9 protein-coding genes are annotated in these 15,334 nt (G+C 62.6%); 6 read left to right on the top strand and 3 right to left on the bottom strand.

What is annotated here, in order from left to right:
* Nucleotides 1–141 precede the first annotated feature (141 nt).
* Nucleotides 142–3,294: an efflux RND transporter permease subunit gene (locus tag V5E97_RS24130; RefSeq protein WP_406694108.1), complete on the bottom strand. Its 3,153-nt coding sequence runs from the start codon at nucleotides 3,292–3,294 to the stop codon at nucleotides 142–144.
* A gap of 25 nt (nucleotides 3,295–3,319) precedes the next feature.
* A complete protein-coding gene (locus V5E97_RS24135) occupies nucleotides 3,320–4,735 on the bottom strand; it encodes an efflux RND transporter periplasmic adaptor subunit (RefSeq protein WP_406694109.1) in 1,416 nt (471 codons plus the stop codon).
* Between the two features lie 1,565 nt (nucleotides 4,736–6,300).
* On the opposite strand from V5E97_RS24135, the gene V5E97_RS24140 reads away from it, so the two are divergent.
* From V5E97_RS24140 to V5E97_RS24165, 6 genes are all read left to right on the top strand, one after another.
* Nucleotides 6,301–7,269 carry a hypothetical protein gene (locus V5E97_RS24140; RefSeq protein WP_406694110.1) on the top strand — a complete coding sequence of 323 codons (969 nt, stop codon included), beginning with the start codon at nucleotides 6,301–6,303 and terminating at the stop codon, nucleotides 7,267–7,269.
* Nucleotides 7,270–7,427: 158 nt separating this feature from the next.
* A complete protein-coding gene (locus V5E97_RS24145; RefSeq protein WP_406694111.1) occupies nucleotides 7,428–10,601 on the top strand; it encodes a DUF1553 domain-containing protein in 3,174 nt (1,057 codons plus the stop codon).
* A gap of 97 nt (nucleotides 10,602–10,698) precedes the next feature.
* Complete coding sequence (locus V5E97_RS24150) at nucleotides 10,699–12,153, top strand: DUF1501 domain-containing protein (protein ID WP_406701205.1); 1,455 nt, start codon at nucleotides 10,699–10,701, stop codon at nucleotides 12,151–12,153.
* A gap of 1,227 nt (nucleotides 12,154–13,380) precedes the next feature.
* On the top strand, nucleotides 13,381–13,710 hold the full coding sequence (locus V5E97_RS24155; RefSeq protein ID WP_406694112.1) for a hypothetical protein: 330 nt from the start codon (nucleotides 13,381–13,383) through the stop codon (nucleotides 13,708–13,710).
* Nucleotides 13,711–13,928: 218 nt separating this feature from the next.
* Nucleotides 13,929–14,198: a hypothetical protein gene (locus tag V5E97_RS24160; protein WP_406694113.1), complete on the top strand. Its 270-nt coding sequence runs from the start codon at nucleotides 13,929–13,931 to the stop codon at nucleotides 14,196–14,198.
* Nucleotides 14,191–14,607, top strand: coding sequence for a PIN domain-containing protein (locus V5E97_RS24165; RefSeq protein WP_406694114.1), 417 nt, complete (start codon nucleotides 14,191–14,193; stop codon nucleotides 14,605–14,607). The genes V5E97_RS24160 and V5E97_RS24165 overlap by 8 nt, the downstream gene beginning before the upstream one ends.
* Nucleotides 14,608–14,708: 101 nt before the next feature.
* Here V5E97_RS24165 and V5E97_RS24170 read toward each other — a convergent pair whose 3' ends face one another.
* The gene (locus tag V5E97_RS24170) at nucleotides 14,709–14,981 is read right to left on the bottom strand and encodes a hypothetical protein (RefSeq protein WP_406694115.1); all 273 of its coding nucleotides are present in this window, start codon (nucleotides 14,979–14,981) and stop codon (nucleotides 14,709–14,711) included.
* Nucleotides 14,982–15,334 lie beyond the last annotated feature (353 nt).

A 15,334-nucleotide genomic window follows, 5' to 3' on the forward strand; every position in this document is an offset into this window, starting at 1 on the left:
TGGCGTCCGGAACGGGGATTCTTGGCTCATTCACACGCACGCACACACAAATCAACACAGACCAAAATAAAAAACCCCACGGGCTCCGGATTCGGAACCCGTGGGGTAAAGCCTGAGGGGCTTTCTTTGCCGCAGCCAGGCCTACGACTCCTCGGTGTCGAAGTCAGCCTCTCCGTCTCCCTCATCCTCGTAGGAGTCGGGCTCAGGAACAGGCAGGCCCGGATCGAACCAGGGATAGATGACGGGCAAGACGATGAGCTTCAGGAACATGCTCGTGATCAGACCGCCGATGACGACCGTGGCCAGCGGGCGCTGGACTTCGGCCCCCGCACCGTGCGAGAACGCCATCGGCACGAAACCGAGGCTGGCGACCAGGCCGGTCATCAGGATCGGCCGGAGCCGTGACAACGACGCCTCGCGGACGGCGTCACCGACCGGCCGGCCCCCTTCGATCAGTTGGCGGATGGCCGCAACCAGCACCAGGCCGTCGAGCACCGCCACCCCCGACAGGGCGATGAAGCCAACGCCCGCCGAGATGCTGAAGTTCATCCCGCGGAGCCAGAGCGACATCACACCACCGATCGCTCCCAACGGCACCGATATGAAGATCAAGAGCCCCAATTTGACCGAGCCGAAGGTGGCGAACAGGAGAAGAAAAATCATGGCCAGGGCTATCGGCACGACAATCATCAGCCGGCGCGTGGCCGACTGGAGATTCTCGAACGTGCCGCCCCACTCCAGGATGTAGCCCGAGGGGAGCTCGACCTTCTCATTGACCTTTTTCTGCGCTTCGGCCACAAAGCCGGCCAGGTCGCGGCCCCGGACGTTGACGGTGATCATCACCCGGCGCTGCCGGTTCTTCCGCCAGATTTCATAAACGCCTTCCTCCAACTTGATGTCAGCCAGGTCCTCCAGCGGAATCATTCGCCCTTGCGGGTCGGCGATCATCAGCCGGCGGATCGCCTCGACGTTATCGCGGTATTCGGCAGTGAACCGGACCTGCATTGTAAATCGGCGCTGGCCTTCGACGACCTGCCCGACGTTCTTGCCGCCGACCGCCTGAATCACGTCGAGCACGTCGGACGCATTGATCCCATAGCGGGCAATCCGCTTGCGATCGATCGCGATCTGCATCGCCGGCAGGCCGAGGACTTCCAGGGCCTTCACATCGGCCGCCCCGTGCACCCCCTTGAGGACCCGGGCCATTTCCTCAGCCTTCTCCTGGAGAATTTTGAGGTCATCGCCGTAGAGACCGATGCCCACATCCCCCTTCACTCCGGCCAGCATATCGCTGAACCGAAGTTCGATCGGCTGACTGAAAACGACGGTCGTCCCCGGGAGCACCTTGTGGGTCAACGCGTCGATCTGTTCGATCAGCTCTTCCTTCGACGCGGCCTTCGACCACTCGTCGGGCTCGGTCAGATAGACGTAGCATTCCGTCGTATTCACCGCAGCGGGGTCGAGACCGATCTCAGGGCGTCCCGAGGCGCTGACGATGGTGCGAATTTCTTTCGGGAAGGCCGCGAGCAAAGCCTTTTCGAGCCGGCTCGTATCGGAGGCCGCCTCGGTGAGCGACGCGTCGGGGGGGCGGGTCAGGTCGAGTACCAGGTCTCCTTCATCGAGCTTGGGAATGAACTCGCCCCCCAGGTTCATCGCCACTGGGACCGTCGCGCCCAGCATCAAGAGAACCGTGAGGGTCACCAGTAAGGGTCGGGTTTGGGCCCAACCCAGCATCGGCCTGTAGAACCACTTGGCAATGCGAATCACCCAGGTGTCGCGTTCCGATAGCCCTGGTTTCAGGAAGTAGGAGGCCAGGACGGGCGTCGCCGTCAAGGACAAGAGCAGCGAGCCGGTCAAGGCGAAGATGAGGGTCGCGGCCATCGGCCGGAACATCTTCCCTTCAACCCCCTCGAGCGCCAGGAGCGGCAGGTGGACCAGGGTGATGATGCCGACCCCGTAGACGACCGGCCGACGCACTTCGAGAGTCGCCCGGCGAACCACGTCGACTCCGCGCTGACCGGGCCGAGCATGGGCCAGATGGCTCACGCAGTTCTCAATGACGATCACCGCGCTATCGACGATGAGCCCGAAGTCGATCGCACCCAGGCTCATCAAGCTGCCGGCGATGCCGAAGTAGAGCATCAGGTTACCGGCGAAGAGCATCGATAACGGGATCGCCAGGGCCACGATCAGGCCCGCTTTCAGGTTGCCCAGGAGCACCAGGAGCACCACGATGACGAGGAACCCGCCCTCGGCCAGGTTCTTGGCCACCGTCCCGATCGCCTTGTTGATCAAGGTGGCCCGGTCATAGTACGAGTCGATCACGACCCCTTCGGGCAGTTTCTTGCGGATCTCTTCCAGCTTGCTTTTCACCCGCTCGACCACCACCCGGCCGTTCTCTCCGGCCAACAAGAGCACGGTGGCCGTGACGACCTCTCCTCGGCCGTCACGGGTGACGACCCCCTGGCGGATCATCGGTGCAAACTGAACCTCGCCGACGTCCCGAACATAGATCGGAGTACCACTCGAGGTCGTGTGCAACACGATCTCTTCAATATCCTTCAGCGAACTGACGAGCCCTTGGGCGCGGATGACCCGGACCTGCCCATTGCGCTCGATGTAGCCACCGCCGGAATTGCTGTTGTTCCGGTGCAAGGCTTCGAAGACCTCGGTCACCGAGATCCCACGAGCGAGCAGACGCTTGGGGTCGAGCTGGACCTGGTAGGTCTTCAACTCGCCACCGAACGTATTGACCTCGATCACACCGGGCACGCTCAAGAGCGGTCGAGCCACCTCCCAGTCGAGGATGGTACGCAGGTCCATCAACGATCGCGGCTTCTTGGCGTCCGGCGCGTTCTTGACCTCGAACAGGTAGATCTCACCCAGACCGGTGGCGATCGGCCCCATACTGGGAGAGCCAAACCCTTCGGGGATCTCTTCGCGGACCTGCATCAGCCGTTCGTTGACCAGTTGGCGGGCCCAGTAGACGTCGGTCCCTTCCTCGAAGACGACCGTCACCGAGGAGAAGCCGAACTGGGTGATCGAACGAACTTCCTTGATCCGAGGGATACCGTTCATCGCGTTCTCAACGGGAACGGTGATGAACTGCTCGACCTCCTCAGGTCCCAGCGCAGGCGCGTCCGTCAGGGCGATGACCTGCACGTTGGTAATATCGGGCACGGCGTCGATCGGGAGGTTCAGCAGCGAGTACACTCCCGAGCAGGCCAAGCCCACGAGCACGAGAAGAACGAAGCCCCGACTCTTCAGAGACGCTTGAATCAACTTGTCGAACACAAAGACTCTCCCCAATGCGTGACGATTAGTGCCCGGCGCTCGCCAACTGGACGGAGAGGGCTTTGAGCTTGAACTCCCCCTCGACAACGACCTCGTCCCCCTTGTCCAGTCCACGGCGAATCGTGACCAGATCGCCTCGCGGGGCCTCGGCATCAACGTCACGGCGAACGAACCGGTCGGGGCCGGTCTTCACGAACACGTACGTGCGATCCCCCTCATTCAGGAGCGCTGAGGAGGGGATCTGAACGGCGGCCTTCTTCCGCGGGCTCAGAATCTCGACCTCGACGAACATGCCCGGCTTGAGCAGACGGTCGGGGTTCAACGCCTTTGCCAGAAGCTTGATCGATCGGCTCTTCTCGTCGACCAGATCGCCCGAGTAGATCACCGTCCCCTCGAACTCACGATCGAGATAGGCGGGCGAGCGGAACCGAATCTCGCTGCCCTCGTGGCTGCTGGCCAGCAAGTCGAAGTCCCCTTCGTGAACGCTGGCTTCGATCCAGACCGAGGACAGGTTGGCCATCGTGAAAATCCGATGCGTGATGTCGACGGCAACGCCCGGCACGATCATTTCGCGATCGAGGATGGTGCCATCGAACGGAGCCCGGATTGAGTAGGTGCTGACGGGGGCCTCTGTCTCGTTCGTGGCCGCTTCAGGCCGACCGCCGACCGGCTTGGCCGCGGCCTGATTCTCCCCTTTGGCTTCAGGCTCGTCGACCTTGAGGCCGGCGACTTTACCTCCGACAAGCTCGGGCTCGCTGCCATCGGGCTTCACACCGAAAATCCTCAGCCGTTCCTCGGCCGTGCGGACCGCGGTCTCGGCTTGACGCTTGGCCTGACGCGCCCGAGTATTGGCCAGTTTCGCTTCAAATCCGGTCTGATCCATGAGACTCTGGTAGGTCGCCTGGGCCACTTCGTAGCCGGCGGTCACCTCCTGAAACTGCTTGGGAGTGATCAGTTTCTGAGAGTTCAACTCGCGGTTTCGCTCGACCGTGGCAATGGCCAGGCGATACTGAGCGTACGCCGTCAGCAATCGCTCCCGGTCGTCGCCCACGGCGCGCTCCGCGAAGCGGTTCTGAATCGCTTCCGGACTCTCCCCCTTACGAAGCAGTTCGATCAGCTCCTGAGTGTTGCGGTAAACCATCTCCTCCCAGTCGGCCTGGGCCTTGGCAATCTCCAGCTCTTGCACTCGCGTGTAGAGCTCGAGCCGGGCCTCGCCAACGACCGGGCTGTCGATCGTCGCAAGCAGGTCCCCCGCATGCACGAACTGACCGATATGAGCGTTGACCGAACGAACCACTCCCGCCGCCCGAGGGGTGATGTAGGCGTACTGAGACTCATTGGGGGCCACCTGGCCGGGCGCGGATAACACATGGGGAACGGTGCCCGCCGTGACCCTCGCCGTCCGCAGCCCGACGATCTTCTGCTGCTCCTCGCTAAACAAAATCCCTGATGCCTTTACAACTTCGCCATGAGCACCTGTTGCTACAGGCTTGGATTCGACCAGGGGCTGCAACGGTGGGCGCTCTGCGGTCCCCGCCCCCGCAGGCGGCCGAAAAACAAGCACAACTGCTCCGATGACGAGCAATCCAAACCCCAGAATCAGAAGGGCGGCTGGATAACGAACGAACTTAGAAAAGGAGAATTTCATGAGAGTTCCACTCGAAATCTGGGAAATCGAACCGGCTTCCTGATGGCGGATCTCGGACAAGCACCAGCGAATCCCATGAGACAATGGCATAGGTCATGCCGTCTCATTACCGATTGCCCAAATGTTGTGCCAATCCGAGTGACCGACCCAGGCGCTCGCCCGGCCTTTCCTCATCATGTTGAGGCACCGCAACACGCGCCATGGCGGAAGTCGATCGCGCCAGCGCGTGGTTCGAGCGATCAGGCGAACGTCGCGTGATCGACCTGTTGGGAGGGACGTTGACGAGTTAGCAAGGCGCGACAAATCGCGTCCTTGTGAACCTCAAACGAGGCCGCCTTCACCCGTTTTTGGAATTCGGGAGAGTCCTAAAGGCCACCTATTAACGCCCAGGACTGATGGCAGCCAAACCCCGATCCATCCACGCACCAAAGAATGAATGAGGGCATCGAGATCAAAGCGCAAAGGCTCGCGCCCGGAGCGTCGATCAGCACCGAAGGTGACCGAGTGATTGATACAAGTAACGGTCGATCGAGCTGGCGGGAGAGAGGCTTATCGGAAAGTGGGGTGAGTTCGAACCAGGCGGTGAACAACTCGAGAGCGAATGCCGGAAAGCAGCCCGGTGCTTACCCCTGCTCTGGACCAGATGTATCGAAACAGGCCTACCCTTGTGGTGCGGCCAATTGCAAATCCGGAAGGTCAGCGAACCGGAGGAGGCCCGCTCAACCCACTGAGGCCGAGGCGAGACGGGAGCGACGATCGAGCCAGCCTGGAGAATCCCAAACATCAAACCCTTGCAAGGGGGGCTGTCAGCCCGCTGCGACCGAAGCGCAACGGGAGCGGCAATCGCCCTCGCGATCAGTAGGAGAAGCACGAGTCGGGAAATCAGAGCCGACATTACAAACTTTCGTCGGACGCCCAGACACACGAAAAGGCTCAGTCACTATTCATAATACAAACTCGGTCAATCAGGGATCAAGCCAGTGACGCTCTCTCCATCCGCTTCATTCCCCAAAAATGGGATCTGAAGAGAGCGGCTGAGCGGCTCGCCCGTCTCCTACTTTTCGTCGAATCTCAAGTTTCTCAAACCATTTCCCTAAAGCCCTCAAGTTATCCAGACATCCCATCCGATAAATTCTAACGACTAGCGAAGCTGCGAAGTAGTCAGAACCTCGGCGATTTGAATCGCCCGGTTTTTGCGCCTGCGGGACCGTCCACGCGGAGAGTTCCCACCGCGTTGCCTGCCGAATTGTTCGCCGGCCGTTGCACCCTGAGTTCAACACCCTGATTTTGCTGGCCGAAACGCTGCCGCAAGGGTCCCGCCAGGGACCGAACGGGGGCGTCGGCAGGATCGAACAACCATGACCGAGCTTCTCTTGAAGATCGCGCTGCTTGCTGCGCTGACTCATGGCATTCGTGCCCTGGGCCGGATCGCGGGCCCGCAACGAGGAAGCCTTTTGCTCGGACTGCCAAGCACGACCGCTGTCGCACTCGTCGCGTGTGGCCAGGCAAGTGGGATCGGCTCTGCGTCTGAAATGGCCGAGGCGAGCCTGTCCGGCCTGGTTGCAGCCGTGGCGCTTCCCTTGGTTTTCGCGCAGTCGATCGCCCTGGGCCGTCAGCTCGCCTGGTCCGTCTCGGCCGCCGTCTTCGTCTATCTTGCGGTCGCCTGGGGCTCGGTCCTCGTCCCCGACGCGGGCCCCGCCGGCCGGATTATCATCGCCACGTTCGCCATCCTGGCCGCTTGCTGCTGCGCCAGGCAGATCTCGGTCTCCGAAGGCGAGCGACCGACGATCGACCTGTCGCCAATCCGCTGCCTGCTTCTTCGCACCGCGGTTCCCGCGGCCTGCCTGGTGATCGTCACGGTCCTTCGCGAAGCCACCGGAATTCGCTGGGCGGGGCTCTTCAGCACCTTCCCCGGCATGACCCTGACAGTCCTGGTCGTCACTTACCTCGAGTCGAGCCCCGCGGAGGCGGGCCGCATGGCCAAGTCACTCCCCTCGGCCAACCTCGGAATGGTTGCGTTCATTGGCACATTTCGCTTCGGTTGTCCGACGGTCGGCCTGGGATGGGCGACCGTCTGCGGATATGTTCTGGCCCTATTGACTCTGTTCGTCGTGGGAGGGCTCTCCCGACAGGCGCCCCCCAAGGCGGTTGAGCAAGTGCGCGTTCCCGTTGTCCGGCTCAAGGGAATGTCGCGGCCCCGCACGGCCGCGCAGGGCGGAGCCTTCGCGATGGCCGACAGTCGATCCGAGTTCGCCGTTACCCGCCGACGAGGCAAGCCAGGTCCGTGCCGAAGACTCTCGCCACTCGTCGAGCCGATCGGCCTCTGAACGGTCGCGTGCAGAGCCATGGATCAGGCTCCCTCTTGTGCCTGGTTCCACCGGACACGATAATTTGGGGTGACGGTCTCCCACCCCCCCCTGCCCTCAACGTGCCCTGGTCTCGCATGAGAGCTCAACAGACTCCGGCAGCCCGACTTTGGCCAGGCATGCGGAACCGATGGTGGGTATCCACCTTGGCCCTCGCCCTGTCGATCGTCCTGGGCCTCACCACCAAAACCGTGACGGCCGCCCCTCCCCCGGCGGTCGACTTCAGCCGTGACGTCTTGCCGATCCTCTCGGACAAGTGCTTCCGCTGCCACGGTCCCGACGCCGGGGCCCGAAAGGCGGACCTCCGTCTCGACCTCGCCGAAGGGGCACTCCGGAAAAAAGATCCGGTGATCGTGCCGGGCCAGAGTCACGAGAGCGAGTTGATCGTACGGATCAAGAGCGACGACGCCGACGAGACGATGCCTCCGCCGAAGTCGAACCTCACGTTGAGTCCCCGTGAAGTCACCATTCTCGAGCGCTGGGTCGATCAGGGAGCGGAGTGGGGCAAGCACTGGGCGTTCGTCTCTCCTCGGCGCCAGGCGGTCCCCCGGACCGAGCATCACGACCGGGCGCGCAACGGGATCGACCTCCATGTCCTCGCCCGGCTCGAGCAGGAAAACTTACCCCCTGCCCAGGAGGCGACCAAGGAAACGCTGATCCGCCGGGTCACGCTCGACCTCACCGGCTTGCCCCCCACCGTCACGGAGATCGACGCCTTCACGGCCGACCCCGCGCCTGACGCCTATGAACGCGTCGTCGACCGCCTCCTCGCCTCGCCCCGCTACGGCGAGCGAATGGCGACCCACTGGCTCGACCTGGCCCGATATGCGGACACGCATGGATACCAGTCGGATCGCTACCGTGCGATGTGGCCCTGGCGTGACTGGGTGGTCCGATCCTTCAATGGCAACCAGCCGTTCGACGAATTCCTGACCTGGCAGCTCGCGGGAGACCTCTTGCCCCACGCCACCAAGGAACAACGGCTCGCCACCGCCTTCAATCGCCTCCACATGCAAAACGAAGAAGGGGGCGTGGTCGAGGAAGAGTTCCGCGTGGCCTACGTCGTCGACCGCGTGAACACCATGGCGACCGCGTTCCTCGGGCTCACGTTCGAATGCGCGCGCTGCCACGACCACAAGTACGACCCGATCACCCAGCGCGACTTTTACGCGCTCTATGCGTTCTTCCAGAATATCGACGAGTCGGGGCAAACGTCCTATTTCACCCCGGCGATGCCCGTCCCCACGTTGCTCCTCTCGGACGAGGCCACCGACCAAAAAATCGCCGACCTCGAGCGTCGGATCACCGCCAAGGAGGCGGAACTCCGCCTGCTGCGCGACCAGACTCGAAGCGATTTCCAGACATGGTTGACGGCCAGGCCGGAGGAACCAGCACTGCCAAGGCCGGCCGCCTCCTTCTCCTTTGACGAAATCAAAGACGGCAAGCTGACCAACTCGGCCGACCCCAGCAAGCCGGCGAGCGAGTCGGAGGGACCGAAGCTGGTTCCTGGCCCAAATGGGTCAGCGGTCGAGCTCAACGGCGAAAATGGATTCACGTTTCCTGGCGTCGGCCATTTTTCACGCGTGGATCCGTTTTCCATCAGCCTGAACCTCCAAGCGCCTGCCGTCGCAGCTCGATTCGTGGTGCTCCACCACAGCAAGGCGCCGATTGATGCCGGCAGCCGCGGCTATGAGGTTCTGCTGGAATCGGGGCGCGTCGCTGTTGGCTTGCATCACATGTGGCCGGGCAACTCGCTCAAGGTCGTGACCAAAGAGCCGATCCCGAGCGGCCCGTGGGTCCACCTGGCCGTGACTTACGACGGCTCGAGCCGGGCGGACGGGGTCCGCGTCTACATCAATGGAGTGGCCGCCTCACTGGAGGTCATCCGGGACGGCCTGGTCAAGGACATCACCTACGAAGGGGGCGAGCCCGACCTGACGCTCGGCTTCCGGTTCCGCGACAACGGTTTCAAGGGGGGCCGCGTCGATGATTTGCGGATCGACCCGCGCGTGCTCACTCCCCTCGATGTCGCCCACCTGGCCGGCCGAGCCGACCTGACGGCGGCCTGGACGGCATCGAACGCACAACTCACGGCCGAGCAGCGTGAGGAGTTGCTTGGCCACTTTCTCGCCCGCGTCGACCCGGTGGCCCAGAAGCAGGAGGCCGAGCTGCACGCGCTTCGCCTCGAGCACAGCCGGCTCGTCAACCCGATCCCCGAAGCGATGGTCATGGCCGAACTGCCCAGGCCAAAGCCCGCGTTCGTCCTCAAACGCGGAGCGTACGATGCGCCCGGCGATCCCGTCACGGCGGGCACACCGGCCACCCTGCCCCCGTTCCCGAGCGACGAACCGCGCAACCGGCTCGGCCTGGCACACTGGCTCTTGAAGCCCGAGCACCCACTCACGGCCCGGGTCACGGTCAATCGACTCTGGCAGATGATGTTTGGTGCTGGGATCGTTGAGACGAGCGATAACTTCGGCAGCCAGGGGGCGCAACCCACGCAACCTGAGTTGCTCGACTGGTTGGCGCTCGAGTTCATTGATTCAGGGTGGGACGTGAAGCAATTGCTTCGGCTGATGGCCACGTCATCGACCTATCGGCAATCCTCGAAAACAGGCCCCGACCTGCTGGCCCGCGACCCTCAGAATCAATGGCTGGCGCGCGGCCCTGCCCGACGCTTGACCGCCGAGATGCTCCGCGACCAGGCCCTGGCCTCGAGCGGCCTGCTGACCGAGTGGCACGGTGGGCCAAGCGTCAAACCGTATCAGCCCGAGGGGCTCTGGGAAGTCGCCATGGGCAACAAAAACTACAACCAATCGAAAGGGCCTGACCTTTATCGCCGCAGTCTCTATACCTTCTGGAAGCGGACCGTCCCGCACCCCGCGATGATCGCCTTTGACGCGGCGGAGCGGAACGTCTGCGTCGTGCGCCGACAGAGCACGAGCACTCCATTGCAGGCCCTGACCCTGCTGAACGACGAGCAGATCGTCGAGGCCGCGCGGCACCTCGGGCAGCGGATGCTCAAGGAAGCGGGCACGAGCGACCGCGAGCGGGTCGCCTGGCTCTTCCGACTCATCACCGGACGCCAGCCCGTCGGTCGGGAAATCGCCGTGCTCGAGCAACTTCTCGTCGAACAACGTGCGATTTTCGGCTCGGATCCCAAGGCAGCGGAGGCACTGCTGGCGGTGGGTGAGTCAAAAAGCGACCCTGCGATCAACCCAGTGGAGCTGGCCGCGGGCACCGTGCTGGCCGAGGCGATCCTGAACCACGACGCGGCGGTGCTCCGCCGCTGAGGAGCGAGAATCCGAAAGATGGTGGCCCGTGTCCACCCTTCGAAATCTCCGAATCAGCGAACTCGACCGAATGGGACGAGCGGAAAGAAACGGCTTTATGAACTGCCACAACATCGATTTCGGAATGAGCCGCCGCGACTTCTTCGGCCGGTTCGCCCTGGGCCTTGGTGGCGCCGCGCTCGGATCCTTGCTGGAGCGGGACGCGACGGCCGCCTCGCCCGGCGCCGCTCCCAGCCCATTCCGAGGGATCTTGTCCGCCCCGCACCATGCGCCTCGGGCGAAGCGGATCATCTTCCTGTTCATGAGCGGCGGCCCGTCGCAGCTCGACCTGTTCGACCACAAGCCACTCCTCAACCGGATGAACGGCCAGGACCTTCCCGACAGCGTCCGGAAGGGTCAGCGGCTGACCGGCATGTCGGGCAACCAGGCCAACCTGCCCCTGGCAGGGTCGATCTTCTCGTTCGCCAAGCACGGCCAGGCTGGCTCCACGGTCAGTGAGCTGCTCCCCTGGACGGCGAAGATCGCCGACGAACTCTGCTTCGTGAAGTCGCTGCACACCGAGGCGATCAACCACGACCCGGCAATCACGTTCTTCCAGACCGGGTCGCAGCTCGCCGGCCGACCCAGCATGGGGTCCTGGCTCAGCTATGGGCTCGGCGCCGCCAACGAAAACCTCCCCGCCTTCGTGGTCTTGATCTCGAAAGACCGGATCGATCAGCCGCTCTACGCGCGACTCTGGGGGAATGGGTTTCTCGCGAGCACACACCAAGGGGTCCAGTTCCGGAGCGGCAAAGACCCAGTCCTCTACCTCGACAACCCAGCCGGCATCAGTAGCGAGGGACGCCGGAAGATGCTCGACCGGCTCGCCGAGTTGCACGCCATCCAATATGAAGACCTGGGCGATCCCGAGATCAACGCACGTGTCGCTCAATACGAGATGGCCTACCGGATGCAAACCAGCGTTCCCGAGGTGATGAACGTCGCCAGCGAGCCCGATCGGGTCCTGGACCTGTATGGTCCCGAGGCAAAACAACCCGGCACGTTCGCGGCGAACTGCCTCCTGGCGCGTCGGATGGCCGAGCGCGACGTGCGCTTCATCCAGCTCTACCACCCAGGCTGGGACCACCACGGCGGCCTCCCGGGCGGGATCCGCCGGCAATGCCAGGACGTCGACCGTGCCTGCTACGGTCTGATCACCGACCTCAAGCAGCGCGGCTTGCTCGACGAAACTCTCGTCGTCTGGGGAGGCGAGTTCGGTCGTACCAACTACTCACAAGGCAAACTCACGAGCACCAACTACGGACGCGACCATCATCCGCGCTGCTTCACGATGTGGCTCGCCGGCGGCGGCATCAAGCCCGGCACCACCCTCGGCGCCACCGACGACTTCGGCTACAACGTGGCCGAAGATCCGGTCCACGTCCACGATCTGCAAGCCACGATCCTCCACTTGCTGGGCATCGATCACGAGAAGCTGACTTACAAGTTCCAAGGACGCTACTACCGGTTGACTGACGTCCACGGGCAGGTCATGAAGCCAATTATTGCATAATTAATCACATTGGCGCCAATGAAACAATCTACGGCAAAGCGAAAGAACTGAAGGATTCTTGAGGTCCGCAAGCCAGGCACCCAAAGAGGAGAGAGGTCCGCAAGCCAGGCACCCAAGATAGAGCAACTGGGTGGCTTCAGTCGGGTCCGCAAGCCTCGGGTCCGCAGGTCCGGACGGACACGCGTCTTTCCGGCTTGAAGGTGCCTGGCCAGATCTCCGTGGGCCTTGACTGACGTGAACTATGCCATCCGTTACAATGGTTCCTTCATGGGGGCTCAGGTCTTGACATGCCCGAACCCGGTCGAGTGTAGTCGGCGGGGATTTACCGGTCGAGGAACTCCATGACCGTGTATCGTGTCTTGCGGGCGTCGATTTACCACCGAACGGTAATTCTAAGCGTTGAGACTGAAGAGTCGGATGATAGGGATGGTCCCGACTTCGAGATCGAGGGCCAGCCTGGAAAAAAGCTCCAACTCAGATCGGGGCGGGTTGTCTTCGAGGGTGACAGCCTCTCAAGCAAAAGAATCCTCGTGATTGAACTACCTGGATTTCCCGTTGAGGATCTTGTCGGTCGGCGAATCCTGAGCAAGTGATGAGACGCTCACGCTTGAGCAGTGGCCCAATGTGGGAAGGCTCTACTGAACCTTACTTTTGGTCGAAGACCTCGTGATGCGGGATGCGGAAGCAGATGACGCCGGAGGCCAGGACGCAGTCTGTAAGCCAGGCACCCAAGATAGAGAAACTGGGTGGCTTCCACGGCTCCGCAAGCCTCGGGTCCGCAAGTCCGGACGGATACGCGTCTTACCGGCTTAAAGGTGCCTGGCCAGGTCTCCTCGTACGCCCTCCACCGCTTGCCACGACCACCCTGGCTTTCGCCGAGACGCCCCGAATATGAGGGGCAAACAGCAGGGCAAACAGCCATGCACTTCAATTGGGACACATGGGAGGTTTGGCAAAGATGATCGCCCGGCTGCGAGGCATGACGGATTGCCCAGAATTCCCGTCTTACCCTTTTTAGGTGCCTGGCTACCGACTCAGGCTCGCCCCGCAGTCCGGGCCCCCGTACGGACGTTTGGATGGTGTCTAGACGCTGGCGGCCTGGGGAAAATGTTGGCGGGACGGCGTGAATTCGAGACGTGCGATGGGCGAGGCGAACCGGCAAGAGGTTTAGCGGGCCGCGGCAAGAATCGTGGGATGAGGAGGAGATGAAACGCGGAACGGGGGAAAATGCGGCGAAGTGTCGGGCCAGGGACGGGGACGAGCCTGACGCGGCGCAGGGCGAGAGCGGTAGTGAAGGCTCGCGAAGTTCTCCCGCCAGACCTCGCCGACCAGGCCGAATCGAACAAAGATGGATGCGGTATCGGCAGCCAGACACTCCTTGCCGTTCCGCTCCAGTCGGCTGGCGGCGTCGACCAGCCGGAGGGGGCAAACAGCCAGGTCGAGATGCCTGACGGATTGCCCAGAATTCCCGTCTTACCCTTTTTAGGTGCCTGGCTACCGACTCAACTACTGCAAACCAACCTGTTGCGGAAACCGCAAGAATCATCGGTTCATTAGCTCTTGATATCGAGGAAGATGAAAACCAGATTGAAGCGGAGTTGACACTTCCCACCAGTTAATCATCGTTCCAAACAGACAAAACATTTCCATATTTCTTTAAACAAAGAATCTCTCAATTAAATCAACGGCGCCCAGCTTTCCTCATGCGTGCATGGTTCCGCCTTGGCAAATTTTTCCGGTCGTGATAATCTAGATATTTGAAGGGAGCCGCAAGCATGACGATCCAGTTGCCCAAAGAACTCGAATCTTCGATCGAAGCCGCCGTCCATAGCGGGCGTTTCGCGTCGTTCGATGAGGCGATGGCTGAAGCCGCCCGCTTGCTGCTGCGCGCCCTTGCGAACCGCCCCCAGCATCCGTCTGCCGACTTTGACGACGATCCTGTGATCGGCTCCATGCGCGAAGCCGCCGACGAAATGGACGAAATCGTCGCTGACGCCTACCGCAAGCGTGGCGAAGAGAAGTGGCGGGACCTCCCCGTTGAATAAGGCCCTGATCGACACGGATATTTTTTCCGAACTCGGCAAAGGGATCGACCCCGCCGTCATCGGCAACGGCAGGACTTACCGCCGTTCCTTCGGGCATTACACGATATCCTCGATCACCGTCATGGAAATCGTCCGGGGTTTCCAGCGAACACTTTCCACCCGCAGGCTCCAAACCTTCCTTGCGTCCATCGCAGCGCAAGAGATACTTCCCTTCGATCAGGCCGCTGCCGAGCTGGCAGGTCGTATCGCTGGCGACCTGGAACGCGCCGGGCTGCCCATTGGCACCGCTGACCCAATGGTCGCCGCCATCGCCCTGAATCGCGGCATGGAGTTGGTGACGGGCAATACCGCCCATTTCCAGCGCATCCAGCAGGTAGGCTATCCCCTCACCTTGATCAACTGGCGATAACGCCACGGCCGGCCTGCGTTCTATGCCCGCTTCAGGCACCCCGGCTTCGCCGGCCGCGTGCTAACGGGCTCCGCTTCGCTATGGTCGCCAATGGCGACGGCCTACGGCCCCCTAACGCCCGCTGGTGCGGACGGCACGAGGTATGCGGTGATGGTCTCGGTCTTCTTACCGGCCGCCGCGACGGCCGTGTAGCAATGTTGGAAGTGGTCGCTCAGCCTGGCGGCGCGGATCCAACTGGTGACGGTCCTGCGGCCGCAAGCGAGCACGGCTCCGAGGAACAGCAGCGCAAGTCGGGGTGCGGACCGGCGGACGAGGGCCGAGGCGAGTCGGGCGAACCACTGGCATGGGGCGGGCAGCGGATGCGAGGATGCCATCGGGCGACGGCTCCACTCGGGGTGTCAGGCGGTGTGGTAACCGCCATCGTCCGGTCCGGGCAGGCCCCCGTCTACTCGGCGCGTAATCGAGGGGGTGTCGTGGTCAGGTGGGTGATTTGGTCTCAGGTCGGGTTCGCCCTCATCGGGGTCGTCGCGACTCTCGCCGATCAGGAGCCGCCCCGCGGTACCTCTTTCCGCCGCAACCTATCCTCGCGCTCTGCTTCTGCTCGGCCCTCGCGTTCCCCATCATCGTCCTCAGAAGGGGCAGGCGGCGCAAGCCCGGCACCGGTCAAACCGGGGAGGCCGTCGCTAGCATCGGGCTCGCGTTGACGACGATGTTCGCCCTCTTCCCG

The organism is Singulisphaera photorubra (assembly GCF_045290345.1).
In the GTDB taxonomy this organism is placed as follows: Bacteria; Planctomycetota; Planctomycetia; order Isosphaerales; family Isosphaeraceae; genus Singulisphaera.

Coding starts and splice junctions, on each gene's coding strand:
- V5E97_RS24140 (WP_406694110.1), top strand. CDS start 6,301: ATGACCGAGCTTCTCTTGAAGATCGCGCTGCTTGCTGCGCTGACTCAT.
- V5E97_RS24145 (WP_406694111.1), top strand. CDS start 7,428: ATGCGGAACCGATGGTGGGTATCCACCTTGGCCCTCGCCCTGTCGATC.
- V5E97_RS24150 (WP_406701205.1), top strand. CDS start 10,699: ATGAACTGCCACAACATCGATTTCGGAATGAGCCGCCGCGACTTCTTC.
- V5E97_RS24155 (WP_406694112.1), top strand. CDS start 13,381: ATGCGGCGAAGTGTCGGGCCAGGGACGGGGACGAGCCTGACGCGGCGC.
- V5E97_RS24160 (WP_406694113.1), top strand. CDS start 13,929: ATGACGATCCAGTTGCCCAAAGAACTCGAATCTTCGATCGAAGCCGCC.
- V5E97_RS24170 (WP_406694115.1), bottom strand. CDS start 14,981: ATGGCATCCTCGCATCCGCTGCCCGCCCCATGCCAGTGGTTCGCCCGA.